This window comes from Gardnerella leopoldii, assembly GCF_003293675.1.
In the GTDB taxonomy this organism is placed as follows: Bacteria; Actinomycetota; Actinomycetes; order Actinomycetales; family Bifidobacteriaceae; genus Bifidobacterium; species Bifidobacterium leopoldii.
The window spans coordinates 1,422,444-1,439,252 of the sequence record NZ_CP029984.1 but is presented as its reverse complement, the minus strand read 5'-3'; the positions used below and the strand labels follow the sequence as shown (position 1 = coordinate 1,439,252).

Here is a 16,809-nt window from a genome sequence, read left to right as displayed (position 1 = left end):
AGATTACGGAAAAATCCGTCACGAACTCGCTGCCATTTCATAACAATTCATATGTACATAACAACGAACATTATGTATGCTACTACAGCTATACGACGCTGTACAACGCGACGCGCCATAGTATTTAGTATTTTTTATTACAATTTTTATAAAGCTTTTAAAGCGATATTAGAATAAACAAAAAGCGCCAATAATATGGGTAACACCCAGTATTATTGACGCTATATCGCTAAATTATTTGCGCTTTAAAATCAAACGCTCAAATTTATACGAGAATTAATTACTACTTCTTTTCGTGATACGACTTTTCAGTGTTAACAGACCACACGTTCTTCTTAGAAGTTTCTCCAGTTCGGATATCTTCTACAGCCTCAATAGCAGTTGCCATTGAATGATCTTGGTTATTATAACGATGCTGTCCATTGCGACCAACACAATACAAATTACCGAAGCCATCAAGATAATCAATCAATTCAGGCATCTGAGCGTATGTGTCAAAGTAAGCAGGATATGCCTTTGGAACTCGCTCACGATGAGAATCAAGAACGTCTTCCTCACCATTAATAACTTGCATACGAGTCAACTCGTCAATAGCCATCTTGCGAGCATCATCATCACTCATATTCCAGAAGTCGTCGCCTTCTTCGCAGAAGTACTCAAGACCGATCCAAACAGTGTTATCAACATCCTTAACGAGATATGGGCTCCAGTTGTTGAAGATTTGCAAACGTCCGACTTTATATCCAGGATCCTGCACGTAAATCCAGCAATCAGGAACAATAGGAGGATTACCAAGCGTTGGAATAGTAGTAGTATTACGCAGACGCACGCGCTTAACAAGCAAGCCTACAGTCACAAAATCGCGATAAGGCAAACCTTTGGCAACGCGTTGCATTTCTGCTGGAACATCAGCCTTTTCGTCACCATCTGCACCCTGCTCAAGAGCAGCTACCAAATCCTTAATTGGCATAGAAGATATAAACTGGTCGGCGTGCAATTCTGAACGCTCTCCATTTGCATCTTCAACTACAACACTGGAAATCTTTCCGTCTGCTTGCTTAATAGCAACTACCTTTGCGTCTGTGCGCACAGTAGCACCGTTTTCGCGGCAACGGCGCTCAACCGTTTCCCATAACTGACCAGGACCAAGCTTTGGATACCAGAATTCCTCAATTAATGAGGTTTCTACTTCCTTCTTCTTGCCTTTTTTCTTAGGGAAAAGCTTGGAAAAAGCATTCTTCAACACTTCCACAATGCTCAAACCCTTAACGCGCTGAGCACCCCAATCGGCAGAAATCTGGCTTGGATGCCTACCCCAAAGCTTCTCTGTATAGCCCTCAAAGAACATGGAATAAAGTTTCTTGCCGAAACGATTAATGTAGAAATTCTCAAGATTAGTTTCTGGCAATTTGTGAATCATAGACCACAAATAGCTGAAGCCAACTTTCATTGTCAAAATAAAGCCCATAGAGCGCAAGGTTGCTGCAGAAAGAGAAATTGGATAATCAAAGAAATGATGATTCCAGAAAATACGAGAAACGCGATGACGCTTCAACATCACTTCATCTTCAACTTCAGGATCAGGTCCACCTGCTTCCAAATCGTGATGACGACCAAGCTTTTTATCATCATATGAAGGCGCACCCTGTAGAGGCAGCATTTCACGCCACCACTGCATAATACGGTCATCTTTTGAGAAGAAACGATGACCGCCGATGTCCATACGATTGCCGTTATACTTCACAGTACGCGAAATACCACCAAATTCACGCGTGGCTTCGAGTACTGTTACGTCGTAGCGGCTGGATCCGCCATCCTTAACGAGTTCCCAGGCTGCCGTCAACCCTGCCGGACCGCCACCAATAATTACCACAGATTCCTTTGGGGATTGTGTATCCGTCACTTGTCCTCCATCTTAATACATCAAATTTTTACGAAAACACTTTGCGTGCTAGGTAAGCAATTTCTATATATCCTTATTGAGCATACGCGCATCACGCGATAGATTCAGGAATGTCAATGTCTGTTTTCTGTACTTCTTCAACATTTACATCTTTAAAAGTTACTATTCGCACATTTTTAACAAAACGCGAAGGGCGGTAAACATCCCATACCCAAGCGTCCGTAAGTTGAACATCAAAATAAACATCCTGACCTGCTGAACGCACATTAAAATCAACTTTATTGGCTAAATAAAACCGTCGCTCTGTTTCTACAACATAAGTAAAAAGCTTAATAACATCACGGTATTCTTTATATAACGCAAGTTCTGCATCGGTTTCATAGTTGTCGAGATCTTCGGCGCTCATTACTTACCTTCCGTATTACGATTGCGTCCACGACCTATAATGCGCCACCAAGCTTTTTTTGATGAACTTCCTTCAGAGACGTTTGCATTGTACGGCCATGCTTCATCAAGATTATCACGATGCACAGGTATAGCCACAGAATGTTCATGCGCGCTCAAAGCTTCGATTACACCAGGATTTTCTTCAATAACGTGTAGACCAAACGCATCCAGCGAACGAATGGCATCATATTCATCTACAAGAGTGTCCATTACAACAAAATCTTGATATTTTTGATTTTGAGCATCCCATAATGCGTCGCGCGCAGTGCCGGTTTTTACAAATCCAAGAGATTGATATACAGAAAGTGAGCGAGTATTAGTTGCCGGAACTCCTACCCAAATTCTATGCAACCCTAGACCAGTCGGCTCTGATGCAAAAGCATAAGTCATAACCCTAGGCATTGCGTCGCGCGAATAGCCTCTTCCTCGATAATTTTTGCCTAAAACAACTTGAATTCGAGCACTGCGAGACCATCCGTCAATATCTATAAGGAAAATCATGCCGATAATATCGCCGGAAGCGTTATTTGAATCATCCAAAACATCAGGAACAATCGCCCACGCAATAGTGTGACGCAACTGAACATCGCCAGCAAAACGACAAGATTCAGAAGGATTTTCGCCAATAAGACTATCTTTAGTCCATTGCATAGAGCTTTCAACCCACGAATGAACCATAGAACGCTCTGAATTAGCATCCTTTCCAGTAATAACTGCAGCACCATCAAATGCGCACAAATCATCCATTCTTTGAAAATCATCGCACGTAGCTGGACGAAGGTGCGCCATCTCTCCACGAATTTGAGGAATTACTATAGATTTTGGTAACTCGCGAGAGTTAATAACACCATCATTGGTTTGTTGCATAGTCACCTACTTGTATTGTGCCTTTGAAAATTAAGCCCTTCGCATAATTCTCACATCGCATAATATATGATAATCCAGAAGACGAAAAATGCCTCGCAATGTTGATAAATAGTAAATTCTGCGCACCTGCTACACAAACAAATCTGATTTGAGTATGCAGCAAGTACGCAGCACTTACTTTTGAATATTGATTACGCTTTTACGTTTATACATTAGCGTTATCAAATATTAAATTTTTCAGCCTTTACGGCACTTTTCAGCCTTTGATTTTTGCCATCACAATCTTAGTAACAGCCTTAGCATCAGCCTGACCTTTAGTTGCACGCATAACAGCACCAATAATTGCACCCATCGGCTTCATATTTCCAGCCTTAAGCTTTTCTGCAACTTCAGGATCAGCAGCAAGAGCAGCGTCAACAGCAGCTTCCAAAGCACCGTCGTCGTTCATAACCTTAAATCCGTGCTTCTTAACAACTTCATCAGGCTTACCCTCGCCAGCCAAAACGCATGCAACAGTTTGCTTAGCGAGCTTATCGTTAAGATTGCCGTCTGCAATTAGCTTTTCAACTTCAGCCACATCTTGCGGAGTAATAGGCAATTCTTCCAAAGTCACGCCACGAGTGTTTGCTTCGCGAGCAAGCTCACCAAGCCACCACTTCTTAGCACCTGCCGCACTTGCGCCAGCCTTAACGGTTTCTTCAACCAAATCAAGAGCATCTGCGTTCAAAATATCGCGCATTTCAAGATCGCTAATACCCCATTCGCTTTGCAAACGGTTACGGCGCTCACGAGGCATTTCCGGCATTTGCGCCTTCATTCGCTCAATATGCTCTTTAGTGATGTGAAGCATAACCAAATCAGGATCTGGGAAGTAGCGATAATCGTCAGCATCCGACTTCACACGACCACCAGCAGTGGTCTGAGTTGCCTCATCCCAGTGACGAGTTTCCTGCAAAATCTCGCCGCCTTCGCTCAAAATAGCAGCCTGACGACGAATCTCATATTGCAGCGTCTTTTCAATACCGCGGAATGTGTTCACATTCTTAGTTTCTGAACGCGTACCAAATGGATCGGTTGGCTTGCGACGGAGCGAAACGTTCACGTCAGCACGCATATTGCCCTGCTCCATACGAGCGTGAGAGATGTTGAGAGCGCGAACAATATCGCGAATAGCACGCATATAAGCACCAGCAATTTCTGGAGCGCGGCTACCTGCACCTTCGATTGGCTTAGTTACAATCTCGATTAAAGGCACACCTGCACGATTGTAATCAACCAAAGAGTGATTTGCTCCTTCAATACGGCCGTCAGCGCCGCCAACGTGAGTATTCTTACCAGCATCATCCTCAATGTGAGCACGTTCAATCGGCACACGGAACACGGTGCCGTCTTCCAGCTCAACATCCAAGTAACCGTTGCCATTAGTAGGCTTATCGTACTGGGAGATCTGATAATCGCGAGGCATATCTGGGTAGAAGTAGTTCTTACGAGCGAACTGGCTCCACTCAGCAATTTCGCAATGTAAAGCCAAACCAAGCTTAATTGCATAATCAACTGCAGTCTTGTTTACAACTGGCAAAGAGCCTGGCAAACCAAGGCTTACAGGAGTTAGCTGAGTATTTGGCTCACCGCCAAAAGATACTTCTGCTGGGCAGAACAGCTTCGTACGAGTGCAAAGCTCAACGTGAGTTTCCAAACCGAATACTGGATCGAATTGCTCAACAGCATCGGCATATTTCATAAGTTTTTCAGCCATTAGATATCCTTCTTACTTAAGCTTTACTTCACTTTACTTAGCCAATGAATCGAGCCAACCAGCTTTAAGCGACTTCCAAATTGGACCGCCCCACTGCTCTTCGAGCGCTGCTTCCAACGCTGCTGCAGGCTTGTACATCTTTTCATCGTGGCATTGCGGAGCAATAATCTGAATGCCAACAGGCAAACCGTCGTCGCTTAAGCCAGCTGGGAGGCTCAAAGCAGGAACTCCAGCCATGTTTGCAGGAATTGTAGCAATATCGTTCATGTACATAGAAAGTGGATCATCCATCTTCTCGCCAAACTTAAATGCCGTTGTAGGGCTTGTTGGAGAAACAAGAACATCTACTTTCTTAAACGCTTCTTCAAAATCGCGAATAATAAGCGTACGAACTTTTTGTGCAGAGCCATACCAAGCATCGTAGTAGCCAGCGGAAAGTGCGTAAGTGCCGAGAATAATACGACGCTTTACTTCGTCGCCAAAGCCAGCTTCACGAGTTGCAGCCATCATATTTGCAGCAGTCTGAGGCTTGTCTGCTGGTGGCATGACGCGCAAACCGTAGCGCATACCGTCGTAGCGAGCCAAATTAGAGCTAACTTCTGAAGGCATAATAATGTAATAAGCAGCCAAAGAGTAAGGGAAGTGAGGGCAAGAAACTTCCGTAACCTCTGCGCCCATATCCTTAAGCAATTGCACAGCTTCATTAAAGCGTGCTTCAACGCCTGGCTGGAAGCCTTCACCGCTAAGCTCCTTAACTAAACCAACCTTCAAGCCCTTCAAATCACGGCGAGCGCCCTCACGAGCAGCTTGAGCCATTGGAGGAACAGGAGCTGGAATAGAAGTAGAATCGCGCCTATCGTTACCGCCGATAATTTCCTGCAAAAGCGCAGAATCAAGAACGGTACGAGAAACAGGTCCAATCTGGTCGAGAGAGCTTGCCATAGCGATTGCACCAAAACGGCTAACACCACCGTAAGTTGGCTTTGCGCCGACTGTACCAGTTAAAGCACCTGGCTGGCGAATAGAACCACCAGTATCTGTACCCAAAGCAATAGGAGCTTCGAATGCAGCAACAGCTGCAGCTGAACCGCCGCCGGAACCACCAGGAACACGCTCAGTATCCCAAGGATTGCAAGTAGTTTGATAAGCAGAATGTTCTGTAGAAGAACCTTGAGCAAACTCATCCAAATTAGTCTTGCCGAGAATTGGCATGCCAGCTGCTTTGAGCTTTTCAATAACAGTAGCATCGTAAGGTGGAACCCAGCCTTCGAGGATCTTCGATGCTGCAGTAGTAGGAATGCCCTTAGTGACAATCATGTCTTTAATGGCAATTGGCACACCAGCCAACTCAGGCAATCCTTCAGTCTCACCCTTAGCGTTCTTAGCATCAAAAGCATCTGCCTGCTCGAGAGCAATATCTGCAGAAACATGCAAAAATGCCTTAATTTCTGGCTCTGCAGATTCAATGACTGCCAAGTGAGCTTCAACAAGTTCACGGCTAGAAACTTCTTTAGCTTTTACAGCCTTTGCCATATCGGCAGCAGAAAGTTTTACCAAATCTTGAGTATTAGTCATGTTTTATTCCTCCCCCAAAATTCGAGGCGCTACAAACATGCCAGACTCACTTCTAGGAGCATCCGAAAGAGCTTCTTCTTGAGTCAAAGGTGTAGCAGGCTCATCTGGACGCAAATAAGCTTCCAAAGGCACTGGATTTGCAGTAGGTGGCACATCTTCGCCAGCAACTTCCTGCACTTTATTAATAGATTCTGCAATGACGTTTAATTCGCCTTGCAAGCGACTGATTTCTTCGTCGCTTAAAGCAATCTGGGACAAAACGCCCAAATGCTCAATTTCTTCGCGTGTGAATGTAGGCATAACCTCAACTATATGTGTGATACGTGACCTTCGTTAGTAGAAAAAAGCAATGTGGATAAAAGCTTTACGAGAGTTATTTGTTGATTATTTTTGTTTTATTGAGAAAGTACTACAAATTAATTTTTTAAGACTGAAGCAATTAAAAATTGCGCATGCGTAACACTAAATAATACTTGCACAAATATTTTGCATATATTTTCACAAAATTATCACGAATCAAAATACGTAAAATCCGCTCGTTTTATCTGTCAACACGCCGAAACAACAAAACTGACGTAACCAAAAAGTGTTGGTATTTCAGCATTATTTAAACTTTTGTTTGAAACTTAAAAAAATTATTTTAAACAATTATCGCATAAATAAAAAGTGTGTAATAATCATGTGATGTGAGAAGCTGAAGCTGATGCACTGAAGCATATATATGCACTGAAGCACGTATTTTGCGGCATCTCACTGAAAAATAATTTGAAATAAAATCTAATAAAAATCGAAGGATACATATGAAGAGCACAAAGTTCTACCGTAATGCAGCAATGTTGTTGCTCGCGGGCGCGACTATTATTCCACAATGCTTAGCAGTTCCAGCAATGGCAGATTCTTCCACAAAGCCTTCTGCACCAGCTGCATCTTGCGCAGCTAGCAAGGACTCGCTGAACAACTACTTGTGGGATTTGCATTACGATAAAACAAATATTCTCGCACGTCACGGCGAAACAATTAACAATAAATTCTCCAGCGACAGCTTCAACAAGAACGGCGAATTCGTTGTTGTTGAGCATCAGAAGAAGAACATCACCAATACAACGTCAAACTTGTCGGTAACTTCGGCCAACAATGATCGCGTGTATCCTGGTGCATTATTCCGCGCTGACCAGAATTTGATGGATAACATGCCAAGCTTGATTTCAGCAAATCGCGCACCATTAACTTTGAGCATTGATTTGCCAGGCTTCCACGGCGGCGAGAGTGCTGTAACTGTGCAACATCCAACCAAGAGCTCCGTTACTTCAGCAGTTAACGGTTTAGTTTCTAAATGGAATGCACAATATGCAGCAAGCCATCATGTAGCAGCTCGTATGCAGTATGATTCCGCAAGCGCACAAAGCATGAACCAGCTCAAGGCTAAGTTTGGTGCTGATTTTGCAAAGATTGGCGTACCGCTGAAGATTGATTTCGATGCGGTACACAAGGGTGAGAAGCAGACTCAAATTGTGAACTTCAAGCAAACTTACTACACAGTAAGCGTCGACGCTCCAGATAGCCCAGCAGATTTCTTTGCTCCATGCACCACGCCAGAAAGCTTGAAGAACCGTGGCGTTGACAGCAAACGTCCACCAGTTTACGTGTCAAACGTAGCTTATGGTCGCTCAATGTACGTAAAGTTCGATACCACCAGCAAGAGCACTGATTTCCAGGCTGCAGTAGAAGCAGCAATTAAGGGCGTAGAAATCAAGCCAAACACCGAATTCCATCGCATTCTCCAGAATACTTCTGTTACTGCAGTGATTCTCGGCGGCAGCGCTAACGGTGCAGCAAAGGTTATTACCGGCAATATCGATACGCTAAAGGCTTTGATTCAGGAAGGTGCAAATTTGAGCACCTCTAGCCCAGCTGTTCCAATCGCTTACACTACTTCCTTCGTAAAAGATAACGAAGTAGCAACTCTCCAGAGCAACAGCGATTATGTTGAGACTAAGGTTTCTGCTTACCGTGACGGTTATTTGACCTTGGATCATCGTGGGGCTTATGTAGCTCGCTACTACGTCTACTGGGATGAGTACGGCACTGATATCGACGGAACTCCATACGTACGTTCTCGCGCTTGGGAAGGAAACGGCAAGTATCGTACCGCTCACTTCAGCACAACGATTCAGTTCAAGGGCAATGTGCGCAATCTTCGCATTAAGTTGGAAGAAAAGACCGGCTTAGTATGGGAACCATGGCGTACAGTGTACAACCGTACTGATTTGCCGTTGGTTCGCCAGCGCACAATCAAGAACTGGGGCACAACCTTGTGGCCTCGCGTTGCTGAAACTGTAAAGAATGACTGAACTCATATTGCAATTGAGCATAAATAAATAAAACTGAAAAATTAAGGACTTTATCTTATAGCCAGTTATGAGATGAAGTCCTTAATTTTTTACACAAATAGGATTTTTTTATTACATTTTTAGCAGTAGGATTTAGTTATGTTAGAGATACAAAATATATCTAAGTACTATAAAAAACAGCAAGTACTAAATAATATTTCTTTTGTAGCAGAAGATGGTAAAGTTACAGGTTTTGTTGGACCTAACAGTTCCGGAAAATCAACTGCACTATATTGCGCATTGGGACTCATAAAAGCCAATGGAGGTGAAGCATTATTCGACGGCGTCCCATACAAAAAACTTAATTCCCCAATAGAAACAGTCGGCACAGTATTAGATTTAAAAGCTAATTATAGAAATACTAGTGCTATAAAAAAGCTCACATTCGTCGCGAAGTATTGCAAAATTCCAAAAACGCGCGTATCGGAGATTATGGATATTGCCGGAATCAGCTCTATACAAAATATGAAAATTAAAGAAATGTCAACCGGCATGCGCAAACGACTTGAGATTGCTGCAGCACTTCTCGCAGATCCTCATAATCTTATTCTCGATAATCCATTCTATGGCTTAGACGTTGAAGGAGTTAGATGGATGCGCGATATCTGCAAATACTATGCAGAACGCGGTGGTGCGGTACTTATCAGCACTAATAACATTAGTGAGCTTTCTCTTATTGCAGACGATCTTGTTATTATTGCGCATGGTAAAATTCTACAAAAAACAAGCGTGACAGATTTGCTTACTGCATATTCTCAGAACACTGTACGAGTTATTACTCCTGAGCCAGAAAAGCTATTTGACATTATGCAATCGCAGCATAGTGAATGCTCTATTATGCAAGTTGAGCACAAAAACGAAGACGTGCAGGAAGGCGCAGCTTTCGTTATAAATAATGCAAATATTGCAGATTTGGCGCAATTCTTTAACGATAAACAATTACTTACATATCAGTTGAGTAAAGAATGCGTTTCACTCGAAGATGCGTATATGGCGGCAATAGGAGACAACGCAGCATATGTGTCCAAACCTCCATATGTTTATAACAATGTACAAAAATACCAAAATTCTACAGAAGCATATGCTCAGGAACACATCCCTAATAATGTCAACAATGAAACGACTCAGCTAAATTCAATACAACAATTAACGCAAGATGCGGCAGTAGAGCCTCAATTTATGTCTGAAAATGAGCCTGAGCCTCAACTAACGACTGAGCCTGAGCCACAATTGACTCCTGAGCCTCAACTAACAACAGAGAATACAACTGTAGAGGCAGAAGTAGAGACAGCAGTAAAGGCAGAAGTAGAGCCTCAGCTGACGGAAGAATCTCAGATATATGCAGAACCTCAAGCAGTTGAACCTAAGGCAACAATCGCGGTTGAAACGCATGTGACTACTGAGCCTGAAGCACAGGTATTTCCTGAGCTTGATACGCAGCAAATGACAGAGCATGAAACAAAGGTAGTGCCTGAGGCTGCTGTGCAAGCAAATACTGAACCTTCTGCGCAAGTAACACCTGAACCTGAACCTCAAGCCGAACCTGCACCTGTGCTACACGCCAACGTAATAGAAGAAGCCTCTCAAACTGACTTGTCAGCGCAAAAGGCACAACCTATTCAACCGCAGCAGGAGACTCCACAATTTTTACAAAATCAGTATGTTCAGCAGCCGTACGCACAACAGCAATATGAGCAACAACCGTATGCGCAGCAACCGTATGCACAACAGCCACAACAAGTACAATACGGTCAGCAGTACGCTCAACAGCAATATGAGCAGCAACCGTATGCGCAGCAACCGTATGCACAACAACCGTACGCACAACAAAATCAGTATGCGCAGCAACAATATGAGCAACCGCAACAAATCCAATACGGTCAGCCGTATGCACAACAGCCGTACGGACAACAGCCGTACGCGCAGCCACAATATTACAATCCGCAATACAGTCAGCAACCATACTATGAGCAACAGTATGTGCAACAAGATCAGTATCCTGAACCACAGCATTGTGAACAGCAGTATGCGCAACCTCAGTATGCTAAGCCTACTACCGAGCTACCATTGCCTGATACTTCATATATTGGGCCAGAGTATGCTCATCCTCAATTTGCTAAAAAGAAACAAAACGATCAGGATTCTCAAGAAAATGCACAATGAGCTTAGTGCCAGAATTAGTGCCATCTATTATTGCTATGGTTGCTCGGGGCGTTATGCTATTTGCAGTGGGCGCTTTACTTCTAGCAAAAAGAATTAAAACTAGTATCAGCAAATAGTTGCAACAAATAAACCCCGCTCGTTTGCTCAGTAATGATTGCAATCGAACGGGGCTTATTTTTTATTTATACTTACTATGTTTAAATATCGCGATGCTTTTCAATAACGTAGCCAATTGCGTACATGACTACAGCCCAAGCGAGAACCACTAAACCGGACTGCCACCATTCGAAAGCAGTTGCGTCTGGCGGAAGTTGTTCGCCCGTTCCTAAGAATCGGCTCACAGCCTTGGCTGGCAAAAGCTGCATAAGTATTGAAGTCCACTTCGCGAAATTGCTCGTAATCATAATAATGCTAACAAAAGTAGGCAAAATCATCACGGCTCCAATAACGCACATAATTCCGCCAGCAGTTGACTTGCAAATCATGCCGAAACCGTACGCCATTGCTGCCACAACAACCATAATTACAGGTGAGCCAAGGAACAGAGTAAGAGGTAATTGCCATGTTCTACTTCCAGACAAGCCTGAGATATTCTCACCCATAAATGCTAATTCTGCAGCAACTAACGAAACTGCCATTGCAATAAGTTGCACAACAAAAACGTAGATTGTGATTGCAACAAACTTAGCAGTAAAGAACATACCCCTGCGTGGTACAGACGTAAGCGAAGCTTGAATTGAAGTTGTGGAATGCTCAGCTGTTATAGCAAGCACTGCAAAAATCGCAATAATAATCAAAGATATAGAGGCAAAACTAATAACTAAGTTGAAAATACCTTCTTGAGAAGAAATGAGGCTGCTTTTATCGCTCGGCCCCATGGTGACTACACCGCTTGATTTGCCAGCAGACGCACCATGTTTAGTAAAGTCAACTTTAGATATTGTTTTTTGCACAATCGCGATAATAAAGCTGAAAATTACAGGCAAAACAATGGCCAATGCCATACACCACCAGGTTGATGCAAGTCCACGCAACTTAACCATCTCAGATTTAAGCGAGTGCATAAATGTAAGACGTAGATGCTGAGCGTTCATGCTTCTGCCGGTTTTGTAAGAGTTGCTTGTTTCTTGATTAACAGATTGATCAACAGATTGATTAATTTGCTCACTCATTTTGCATTTCCTCCATCCGCATATTGCGTTCCAGTCGCAGCAGTAGCATTTGGCAATGCTTTTGTTACGTACTGCTCTTGGCCGTGCGTAAGAGCCAAATATGCTTCCTCAAGCGATGCATGCTCTTGATTTAGCTGGTAAACCATAATTTGATTATCTGCAATTTCGCGAGCAAGTTGATTAAGCTCACAACCTGTTACCTTAAAAAGTTCGCCCTCTTGAACATCTTGAGGTGTGCGATTATCAGACAAAATCTTACATTCCGGATGATTCTGAGTGAGCACAGACTTTAGTTTTTCGCCTTCAGGTGTCACTAAACGTATAGCATGCTGAGAATGTGCATTAACAAAATCTTGTACTGTTGTGCGCGCCAAAATTTCTCCGTGCGCAATAATCACAAGATTATCTGCAGTAAGCGCGACTTCGCTCATTAAGTGAGAACTAAGTAGTATTGCACGACCTTGGCTTGCATAATACTTGCATAATTCGCGAACCCACTTAACACCTTCCGGATCCAAACCATTAACCGGTTCGTCAAGTATGAGATTATGTGGATCTGCTAAAAGAGCCGCAGCAATGGAAAGACGCTGACCCATGCCAAGCGAGAATGAACCTGCCTTGCGATTTTTTACGCTAGTTAAACCAGTAATATCAATGACTTCATCGACACGTTTCTTTGATATTCCGTGAGTTAAAGCCAATGAATACAGGTGATTGTAAGCCGTTCGACCTCTGTGAGCAGACTTTGCATCAAGAACTGCGCCAACTTCCGTCATTGGGGATGCAATTTTTGCGTAAGGTTTGCCGTCAATAAGAGAAGTGCCACTATTTGCATGAATAAGATTTAACGCGCAACGCATGGTTGTAGATTTACCAGCGCCATTAGGTCCTAAAAAGCCCGTGACTTTACCGTCTTCGGCGACGAAAGAAACATCGTTAAGCGCTGTCTTTGCACCAAAACGCTTTGTAATATGTTGAAATTCTAACATAAATTAACAATATCACAAATAAAAAAAAATAAACATCAAATGTAAGCGTTTATGAGTACAAGCTACTGCGTTTTAACTAATATTGCTGATGAGATTCTGCTGATAAAATTCTGCTACCGAAATTCTAATTAATATTTTATTAAGATTCAGCAATTTGGTGCTGCATGTTGCGCAATCCATGCGTGCATGGAAACAGCCGCAGCTGCTCCTGCGTTTAGCGAGCGAACAGAGCCAAATTGCGAAATATAAACAACGTCATCCGCCATTTCTAACGCTTTTTTAGAAAGACCCGGACCTTCTGCACCAAAAAGCATAAGGCAACGTTTAGGGAACTTGTAGTTTTCCATAGCAACAGCGCCTGGAATAATATCGAGCGCTATAACGCGCGCGTTTTTAGCGTCGTGTTCCTTTATATTTGCGATTTTTTCAGCTTCTTTGTTGCCTTCTGTTTGTGCTTTCAGCAAAAGTTGATGCGCTTCTTCTGCTTCTTTAAGCATATTTTCGCGCCAATTAGTTACTAGAGTTTCAATCGTCGGACAGCACTCAACGTATTGGTATAGCTCAGTCATTAACGAGCCTTTACGATTCCATTTATGAGGCCCTACGATATACACTTTTTTCGCAGTAAACGCGTTTGCAGTGCGAACCATAGAGCCTATGTTGAAATCGTGAGTCCAATTTTCTACAGCTACTTCAAACTCGTGGCGTCCTTTAGAATCGAGATCCGCTTTTATGGCTTCTACTTTCCAGTATCTGTAGCGGTCTAGGACGTTACGCTGGTCGCCTTCGTCTAGTAATTCAGCGCTAAACCGCGCATCATAATTTGGCGATTCTGGATTATCTGGACGAGGCTCACCTGGATGCTCTTCTTCCCACGGGCCAACTCCTATAGGTCGAAATTCTGGTTCATCGGAAGCTTTTGCAGCCAAAGTAATTGGATTCGGTTCGTGCATGTGTGAGTTTTGCTCCGTTTAATACTTTTGCTTAGTATTGGCAGCTAGTAATTACAACTAGTCTTGGCAGCCATCAGTTGCGCAATCGCCTGTGCAACCTGACTTGCAATGACCGCCACAGCAATCGTCTTCGCAGCAAGGCTCAGTGCAACCGTCATGAGCGCAATCTCCCGTGCACTCTACTTTGCAATGGCCACCGCAGCAGTTATCTTCACAGCAAGGCTCAGTGCAACCATCGTTAGCACAATCTCCCGTGCACTCTACTTTGCAATGGCCACCGCAGCAGTTATCTTCACAGCAAAGCTCAGTGCAACCATCGTTAGCACAATCTCCCGTGCACTCTACTTTGCAATGGCCACCGCAGCAGTTATCTTCACAGCAAAGCTCAGTGCAACCATCGTTAGCACAATCTCCCGTGCATTTAACCTCACAATGGCCGCCACAGCAATTGTCGTTGCAGCAATCTTCGTGATCTGCATCTGCACGTAATTCTTCTTCACCGAAAGCTTGAACAAATGCCATTTTAGTACTCTCCTCACTTATTGGATTTACTAATTGAAGATGCCTCATGCCTTGTTCGTCGGCGTCAACACCACCAATTAATGCAACTATAGCAAGAATTTGCGCGCCTTGCTGATGAACAATGCCAAAATCAAGACTTAATTCATTGCCGTGTCGTAAAGTAACAAGCGAAGAAGTTTGAACATACGATTTTTCAGAAAGCCAAGAGTCAAGTAACAATACTCGCTTGCCTTTAACTGACGGACCTTTTGTTGCAGGAAAAACAAAATCCATAACAAAGCCGTCGAGTGCAATTCCTTTACGTTCTGCAGCATGAATAAGCGCAAAAACCATCGGCACTGCAGCAGCAGTTAACGCACCAATAGCGTCAACATCGCGTTCTAACGAATACCCAGCTTTCTCAATTGCATCAAAAAGAACATCTCCAACCAGCTTAGAGCCGCGCTGAGCAAATGTAACAGAAAACAGTTCGCTAAATGGTTTCGCACTCATATCCGCACAAAGCATGCGCTTAAGTTCCGCGCGTTCCTCTTGTAATTCTGCCATTTTTGCACTCCTTAGCGTTTAGAGCTGTTCAATTTTTGACGCTTTGATGTTTTTATGCTTAACGATCTTCTACTGATACTTCTGGAGCGCTCAGCTCTTTAACATCAGCTTTATCGGAATCTATAAGATCTATTGAAGCAATAACCTTACTTTGATCTAACTTCTGAAGTTTACGCGCTGTTACCAACACTCTAGACTCAAGTGAGGAAGCAAACTTATTGTAAGCTGCAACTGTTCTTGCCAAAGATACGCCAAGTTTTGAAGCATTTTCTCCAAGAACCGCAAAGCGATCGTACAATTCTCTAGATAAATCGAAAAGTTCTTTTGCATCATCTGTAAGACTTTGCTGCTGCCATGCGTACGCAACAGACTTAAGCACAGCCCACAAAGTAACTGGTGAAGTGAGTGCTACTTTTTGTGCAAAAGCATCATCCATAAGCGTTGGATCCGCTTCAAGAGCCGCCTGAAGCAATGCTTCGTTTGGAATAAATGCAACTACAAAGTCTGGTGCTGTTTCAAAAGCCTGCCAATACGCTTTAGCTCCTAATACTCTAACATGCTCTCGCAAAGCCTTAGCGTGCGCTTTTAGAAGCTCGCTCCTTCTAGCTAATTCTTCGTCACTTGCGTTATCTGGGATTTCACAAGCACGCTGATAATCCGCATACGGAACTTTTGCATCAACTGGAATTGTTTTGCCTCCTGGCAGATGCACAACCATATCTGGCCTCTGCTGTTCGCCATTTACTCCAGTTACAACAACCTGCGTATCAAAATCAACATGCTCAAGCAAGCCTGCAGATTCAACAATATTCTTTAGTTGAGCCTCGCCCCAAGCTCCGCGAACCTTATTATTTCGCAATGCTGCAGAAAGCGAACTTGTTTCGCGGTCAAGCCTTGTTTGCTGCTCACTTAAGCCTTTAAGCTGAGTGCTCAGCACACCCATTTCTTGTTTACGCCCTTCTTCAATCTGCGAAACTTTATTCTTCAATGCTTCGAGATTGTCTTTTACTGGAGCAAGCGCTTCCAAAACTTTACCTTGTTCTTTCAAAGTTTTCTCACGATTTAACCGTTCGCGTTCTTCTCGCTCTGCGCGCAATTGCTCTTCGCGATTCACTCGCAATTGCTCTGCTTGCTGCGCTTTAGCAAGTTCTGCTTCAACAAACTTTAATCGTTCAGCAAGCTGCTCTGCTTGCGTGCGATACCGTATAGCCTGATTACCATTTTCTTGAGCTTGAGCGCGCGCTTGTTCATACTGCGAGCGCAATTCGTTAAATTCGCGCTGGTTTACGCCATTAGCGCCTTGCGTTCCAGAGTTGCGCTTAACAATAGCCAGCACAACAATGGCGGTTATTACAACAGCAACCACCATTAAAACAAACATCACAATATTATCGAACATACGTTCTATTAAACACTATTGAGTTGACTTTTGAAACATAATTAAACACGTGCATTACCTAATACAAAATAGCGTGCTGTCTACTGGAAAATAATCCAATAAACAGCACGCTTTTTTATTTGACTAC

The 16,809-nt window shown here is 43.3% G+C and carries 12 protein-coding genes and 1 pseudogene; 2 read left to right on the top strand and 11 right to left on the bottom strand.

All coding sequences use genetic code 11. The features are described 5' to 3' along the window. Window positions 1-283: 283 nt before the first annotated feature. From DOD25_RS05780 to gatC, 6 genes are all read right to left on the bottom strand, one after another. Entirely contained in the window at window positions 284-1,903 is a 1,620-nt protein-coding gene (locus DOD25_RS05780) for an NAD(P)/FAD-dependent oxidoreductase (RefSeq protein ID WP_101885833.1), read from the bottom strand. 91 nt (window positions 1,904-1,994) lie between these two features. Further along, complete coding sequence (locus tag DOD25_RS05775) at window positions 1,995-2,309, bottom strand: DUF2469 domain-containing protein (protein ID WP_004105898.1); 315 nt, start codon at window positions 2,307-2,309, stop codon at window positions 1,995-1,997. Beyond that, window positions 2,309-3,217, bottom strand: a complete 909-nt coding sequence (locus DOD25_RS05770; protein WP_112928846.1) for a GNAT family N-acetyltransferase — start codon at window positions 3,215-3,217, stop codon at window positions 2,309-2,311. Before DOD25_RS05770 ends, DOD25_RS05775 begins: the two co-directional genes overlap by 1 nt. Window positions 3,218-3,473: 256 nt before the next feature. Beyond that, entirely contained in the window at window positions 3,474-4,973 is a 1,500-nt protein-coding gene (gene gatB / locus DOD25_RS05765) for an Asp-tRNA(Asn)/Glu-tRNA(Gln) amidotransferase subunit GatB (protein ID WP_064340578.1), read from the bottom strand. A 33-nt stretch (window positions 4,974-5,006) separates the two neighbouring features. Beyond that, a complete protein-coding gene (gene gatA, locus DOD25_RS05760; protein WP_004105890.1) occupies window positions 5,007-6,548 on the bottom strand; it encodes an Asp-tRNA(Asn)/Glu-tRNA(Gln) amidotransferase subunit GatA in 1,542 nt (513 codons plus the stop codon). Window positions 6,549-6,551: 3 nt separating this feature from the next. Next, the gene (gene gatC / locus DOD25_RS05755) at window positions 6,552-6,848 is read right to left on the bottom strand and encodes an Asp-tRNA(Asn)/Glu-tRNA(Gln) amidotransferase subunit GatC (RefSeq protein ID WP_004105888.1); all 297 of its coding nucleotides are present in this window, start codon (window positions 6,846-6,848) and stop codon (window positions 6,552-6,554) included. Between the two features lie 500 nt (window positions 6,849-7,348). Here gatC and vly point away from each other — a divergent pair, with 500 nt between their 5' ends. After that, window positions 7,349-8,899 carry a cholesterol-dependent cytolysin vaginolysin gene (gene vly, locus DOD25_RS05750; RefSeq protein WP_004574203.1) on the top strand — a complete coding sequence of 517 codons (1,551 nt, stop codon included), beginning with the start codon at window positions 7,349-7,351 and terminating at the stop codon, window positions 8,897-8,899. Between the two features lie 138 nt (window positions 8,900-9,037). Next, window positions 9,038-11,101 (top strand): ATP-binding cassette domain-containing protein, encoded by a 2,064-nt coding sequence (locus DOD25_RS05745; protein ID WP_112928845.1) that lies wholly within the window; start codon window positions 9,038-9,040, stop codon window positions 11,099-11,101. A gap of 197 nt (window positions 11,102-11,298) precedes the next feature. Here DOD25_RS05745 and DOD25_RS05740 read toward each other — a convergent pair whose 3' ends face one another. The 5 genes and pseudogenes from DOD25_RS05740 to rmuC all read right to left on the bottom strand — a co-directional run bounded on the left by DOD25_RS05740 (window position 11,299) and on the right by rmuC (window position 16,682). Beyond that, entirely contained in the window at window positions 11,299-12,273 is a 975-nt protein-coding gene (locus tag DOD25_RS05740) for an ABC transporter permease subunit (RefSeq protein ID WP_004574206.1), read from the bottom strand. Then, a complete protein-coding gene (locus tag DOD25_RS05735; protein ID WP_004105867.1) occupies window positions 12,270-13,262 on the bottom strand; it encodes an ABC transporter ATP-binding protein in 993 nt (330 codons plus the stop codon). The genes DOD25_RS05740 and DOD25_RS05735 overlap by 4 nt, the downstream gene beginning before the upstream one ends. A 146-nt stretch (window positions 13,263-13,408) precedes the next feature. Beyond that, entirely contained in the window at window positions 13,409-14,215 is an 807-nt protein-coding gene (locus DOD25_RS05730; protein ID WP_004105866.1) for a TrmH family RNA methyltransferase, read from the bottom strand. Window positions 14,216-14,437: 222 nt separating this feature from the next. Continuing rightward, window positions 14,438-15,283, bottom strand: a pseudogene (locus DOD25_RS05725) (hypothetical protein); the annotation flags it as partial. A gap of 58 nt (window positions 15,284-15,341) precedes the next feature. Next, entirely contained in the window at window positions 15,342-16,682 is a 1,341-nt protein-coding gene (rmuC, locus tag DOD25_RS05720) for a DNA recombination protein RmuC (RefSeq protein ID WP_064340416.1), read from the bottom strand. Window positions 16,683-16,809 lie beyond the last annotated feature (127 nt).

Bases quoted from the DNA above. Each gene is read 5' to 3' on its own strand.
- DOD25_RS05735 (WP_004105867.1), bottom strand. From the start codon at position 13,262: ATGTTAGAATTTCAACATATTACAAAGCGTTTTGGTGCAAAGACAGCG.
- DOD25_RS05770 (WP_112928846.1), bottom strand. From the start codon at position 3,217: ATGCAACAAACCAATGATGGTGTTATTAACTCTCGCGAGTTACCAAAA.
- gatC (WP_004105888.1), bottom strand. From the start codon at position 6,848: ATGCCTACATTCACACGCGAAGAAATTGAGCATTTGGGCGTTTTGTCC.
- DOD25_RS05775 (WP_004105898.1), bottom strand. From the start codon at position 2,309: ATGAGCGCCGAAGATCTCGACAACTATGAAACCGATGCAGAACTTGCG.
- DOD25_RS05730 (WP_004105866.1), bottom strand. From the start codon at position 14,215: ATGCACGAACCGAATCCAATTACTTTGGCTGCAAAAGCTTCCGATGAA.
- DOD25_RS05745 (WP_112928845.1), top strand. From the start codon at position 9,038: ATGTTAGAGATACAAAATATATCTAAGTACTATAAAAAACAGCAAGTA.
- DOD25_RS05740 (WP_004574206.1), bottom strand. From the start codon at position 12,273: ATGAGTGAGCAAATTAATCAATCTGTTGATCAATCTGTTAATCAAGAA.
- gatA (WP_004105890.1), bottom strand. From the start codon at position 6,548: ATGACTAATACTCAAGATTTGGTAAAACTTTCTGCTGCCGATATGGCA.
- rmuC (WP_064340416.1), bottom strand. From the start codon at position 16,682: ATGTTCGATAATATTGTGATGTTTGTTTTAATGGTGGTTGCTGTTGTA.
- vly (WP_004574203.1), top strand. From the start codon at position 7,349: ATGAAGAGCACAAAGTTCTACCGTAATGCAGCAATGTTGTTGCTCGCG.
- gatB (WP_064340578.1), bottom strand. From the start codon at position 4,973: ATGGCTGAAAAACTTATGAAATATGCCGATGCTGTTGAGCAATTCGAT.